6 protein-coding genes are annotated in these 3,915 nt (G+C 64.9%); 5 read left to right on the forward strand and 1 reads right to left on the reverse strand.

The window, feature by feature from the left end; genetic code table 11:
• The coding region (locus tag ADBZ6I_RS16495) for a cytochrome P450 (protein WP_526385743.1) at positions 1-670 on the reverse strand (670 nt) is incomplete at its 3' end.
• Between the two features lie 93 nt (positions 671-763).
• Between ADBZ6I_RS16495 and ADBZ6I_RS16500 the strand changes: the two genes are divergently transcribed.
• From ADBZ6I_RS16500 to ADBZ6I_RS16520, 5 genes are all read left to right on the forward strand, one after another.
• On the forward strand, positions 764-1,411 hold the full coding sequence (locus tag ADBZ6I_RS16500) for a TetR/AcrR family transcriptional regulator (protein ID WP_526385746.1): 648 nt from the start codon (positions 764-766) through the stop codon (positions 1,409-1,411).
• Positions 1,408-2,283: an SDR family oxidoreductase gene (locus tag ADBZ6I_RS16505; RefSeq protein WP_526385748.1), complete on the forward strand. Its 876-nt coding sequence runs from the start codon at positions 1,408-1,410 to the stop codon at positions 2,281-2,283. The genes ADBZ6I_RS16500 and ADBZ6I_RS16505 overlap by 4 nt, the downstream gene beginning before the upstream one ends.
• A gap of 349 nt (positions 2,284-2,632) precedes the next feature.
• Positions 2,633-2,902 carry a redoxin NrdH gene (locus ADBZ6I_RS16510; protein WP_526385750.1) on the forward strand — a complete coding sequence of 90 codons (270 nt, stop codon included), beginning with the start codon at positions 2,633-2,635 and terminating at the stop codon, positions 2,900-2,902.
• A gap of 6 nt (positions 2,903-2,908) precedes the next feature.
• Positions 2,909-3,403 (forward strand): class Ib ribonucleoside-diphosphate reductase assembly flavoprotein NrdI, encoded by a 495-nt coding sequence (nrdI, locus tag ADBZ6I_RS16515; RefSeq protein WP_526385752.1) that lies wholly within the window; start codon positions 2,909-2,911, stop codon positions 3,401-3,403.
• A partial coding sequence (locus tag ADBZ6I_RS16520) for a ribonucleotide reductase N-terminal alpha domain-containing protein (protein WP_526385754.1) occupies positions 3,370-3,915 on the forward strand: 546 nt, incomplete at its 3' end. The genes nrdI and ADBZ6I_RS16520, both read left to right, overlap by 34 nt.

Here is a 3,915-nt window from a genome sequence, read left to right on the forward strand (position 1 = left end):
AGGCCGCCTTGACCCTGGTGACCAGTTCGTGGTCGGTGCCCGGTTCGTGGCCCATGAACACCACCGAGGCGATGTCGAGGGTCAACTCCTTGACTGCCGGCATGAACAAGAACCGCCGGTCGTTGGCCGACCAGTCGTTGGCCACCACCGTGGCGGCCACGGTGTCGATGTGCTCGACATAGCCCGACAGCCGGCCCCGGGTGAACGCCTCCTGCATGATCCGCCGGTGATACATGTGCTCGTCGAAGTCCAGCAGCATCAGACCCCGCTTGAAGAACGGGCCGATGATGTCCTGCCAGGCGACCGTGGAGAAGTCCTTGCGCTTGTTGGTGAACACTTCCTGGGTGGCGTCCGGCCCCAGTGCGCCGACGGCGCGCAGTGCCGGGGTCTCGGTGTAGTACACCGGCCCGTACTTGCGGTAGCTCTTCAGGATGTACTCCGGGCCCCCGCGGAAGACCTCGATGAGATGGCCCAGCATCGGCAGGCCGTTGTTGCCCATCACCGGTTTGAGGCCGCTGCCCGCCGGCGGTTCGGCGAAAACGAACTCCGGCCAGTCGACCTCTTCGAGGCGGTCCTGGACGATGCCCAGACCCGGCAGGGTGCTCAGCGTCGGCGTCAGTTTGCGGCGGGCTTGATCCACCAGATACTGCGGTGTGCTGATGGTGGGCATCGTTGCTCCTGGAAGACGGACCGGCGGTACCGTAATCTTTCCGGCACAAGTTGACGGCTGTCAAGTTTCCTTCTGGGCGCGTCGTAGTGCAAGGTGATCAACGTGAGGGCTCCGCAGGAATCCGCCGAGGCGCCGCGTCGTCGCGGTGACCGGCAGCGTCATGCGATCGTGCAGGCCGTTCGTGAGTTGCTCACCGAGAAGCCGTTTGCCGAGCTGTCGGTCAGCACCATCAGCGACCGGGCCGGTGTCGCCCGCTCTGGTTTCTACTTCTACTTCGACTCCAAGTACGCGGTGCTCGCTCACATCCTCGGTCAAGTCGCCAACGAGCTCGAGGAGCTCACCTATGACTTCGCCCCACGGGGCGACCACGAGACGCCCGCTGAGTTCGCCAGGCGGATGATCGGCAGCGCGGCGGCGGTCTACGCCCACAACGACCCGGTGATGTCGGCGTGCAACAACGCCCGCGGCACCGACGCGGAGATCCGCGAAATCCTGGAGCGCTACAACGAACTGGTCATCGACCAGATAGTGCCCATCGTCGAGGCCGAGATGCGCAACGGCGCCGCTGAGCCGATCACCGACGACCTCCGGGGTCTGGTGCGGACGCTGTGCGCCGCCACCGCGCTGACGCTGGGTGGGGAATCGTTGTTCACCGGCCCGGAGCGTGACCTTGCCCGCGTGGTGGCGGTCCTGGAAAAACTCTGGCTCCACTCGCTGTGGGGAAGGCGCGCCGAGAAATGACATTCAGCTTCACCGGCAAGCGGGTTCTGGTGACCGGCGCAGCGAGCGGGATCGGCCGGGCCGTCGCTCTGCGGCTGGCCAACGAGGGTGCGCAGTTGTATCTGACCGACGTCAACGCCGCGGGCCTGGCTCGCGCCGTCGCGGAAGTGCGCTCGCTGGGCGCCGACGTCGCCGAGCACCGGGCGCTGGACATCTCGGATTTCGACGCCGTCGCCGACTTCGCCGCCGACATCCACAGCCGGCATCCGGCGATGGACGTCGTGATGAACATTGCCGGCATCTCGACGTGGGGGACCGTCTCGGAGTTGACGCACAAACACTGGCGCTCGATGGTCGACGTCAACCTGATGGGCCCGATCCACGTCATCGAGACCTTCATCCTGCCGATGGTGGCCGCCGGCAAGGGCGGCCGGCTGGTCAACGTGTCCTCGGCGGCCGGGCTGGTGGCGCTGCCCTGGCACGCCGCCTACAGCGCCAGCAAATACGGGCTGCGCGGAGTCTCGGAAGTGCTGCGCTTTGATTTGGCCAAGCACCGCATCGGGGTGTGTCTGGTGGTGCCCGGCGCGGTCGACACACCGCTGGTCCAGACGGTGCAGATCGCCGGGGTGGACCGCGACGACCCGGGTGTCGAGAAGTGGGTGCAGCGGTTCAGCGGACACGCGGTGACCCCGGAGAAAGCCGCCGAAAAGATCCTCGACGGTATCTCCAAGAACAGGTTCCTGATCTACACCTCGCCGGACATTCGTGCCCTGTACGCCTTCAAGCGGTTCGCCCCCTGGCCGTACAGCGAGGTCATGAAGCAGGTCAACGTCCTGTTCGCGCGCGCCCTGCGGCCCAAGGCCAAGACGGTGCGGCAGCTGCCACCCGGTTAGCCAGCAGGCGCGACGGCTGACGTGGCCGGCGAGCTGCCAGGTGATGTTATTGCCCGCCGGCATCGTCAGCAACAGTCGCCGCACGTGGGGGTCCCCGATCAGACCTGCCTGCCGGTTTCTGTCGGTGGGCGGTGCTAGATGTAGGGCATGGGACGTGTTGTGACGCGCGACACGCCGGGTACACACCCTTCCCAAGGCTTACGACCTGGGAATTTCATAAATGTTATTCGGAATATGTAGTACCTCGGTGTGTTGTCACCCACTAGGTGTAGTGTTTGGGCAGCCGGTGGGCCCGCGGATCGCGGGTCCGCCGGGACCATCAGAACACCGTCGAGGAGCCCTCACGCAGATGACCATCACCGTCTACACAAAGCCGGCCTGTGTCCAGTGCAACGCCACCTACAAGGCCCTCGACAAGCAGGGCCTGTCCTACGACATCGTGGACATCACCGAGGTGCCGGATGCCCGTGATTACGTGATGGCGCTGGGTTATCTGCAGGCCCCGGTCGTGGTTGCCGGCAGTGAGCACTGGTCGGGCTTCCGGCCCGACCGCATCAGGGCCCTCGCCGGCGTCTCGGCGTCAGTCTCCGAGTCCGACGCCACCGCCGTCAGCGCCTAGAACGACATGGACCCGGATGGCGGCTCGCTCGGCTCCGGCCCGGTGCGGTTGGTCTACTTCTCCAGCGTCTCGGAGAACACCCACCGATTCGTGCAGAAGCTCGGTCTGCCCGCCACCCGGATTCCGCTGCACGGCCGTATCGAGGTGGACCAGCCCTACGTCCTGATCCTGCCCACCTACGGCGGCGGGAAGGTCAACGGACCGGACGCTAACCCCGATTCCAATGCCGGGGGTTATGTGCCCAAGCAGGTCATCGCATTTCTGAACAACGAGCACAACCGATCGCTGATCCGCGGCGTCATCGCGGCCGGCAACACCAACTTCGGTGCCGAGTACTGCTACGCGGGCAATGTCGTGTCCCGTAAGTGCGGGGTGCCGTATCTCTACCGATTCGAATTGATGGGAACCGCCGAGGACGTCGAATCCGTCCGGGCCGGTCTGGCTGACTTCTGGAAGGACAAAGACGAGTGGCACCAACGGTCACTGCTGCAGAGCCGGTAACCACCCCGAACCCTGCGCATCCGCTGCCGGGCGAGACGGATTACCACGCGCTCAACGCGATGCTCAATCTGTACGGCGCAGGCGGCGAGATCCAGTTCGACATGGATCGTCTCGCCGCCCGCCAGTACTTCCTGGAGCACGTCAACCAGAACACCGTGTTCTTTCACAACCAGGACGAGAAGATCGACTACCTGGTGCGGGAGAACTACTACGAGCGTGAGGTTCTCGACCAGTACTCGCGAAACTTCGTCAAGACGTTGATCGACCGCGCCTACGCCAAGAAGTTCCGCTTCCCGACCTTCCTGGGCGCGTTCAAGTATTACACCTCGTACACACTGAAGACCTTCGACGGCAAGCGCTACCTGGAGCGCTTCGAGGACCGCGTGGTGATGGTGGCGCTGACGCTGGCCGCCGGCGACACCACGCTGGCAGAGCAACTGGTCGACGAGATCATCGACGGCCGGTTCCAGCCGGCCACCCCGACGTTCCTCAACTCGGGCAAGAAGCAGCGC

The sequence above is a fragment of the Mycobacterium sp. genome, assembly GCF_044342925.1.
GTDB lineage: Bacteria > Actinomycetota > Actinomycetes > Mycobacteriales > Mycobacteriaceae > Mycobacterium.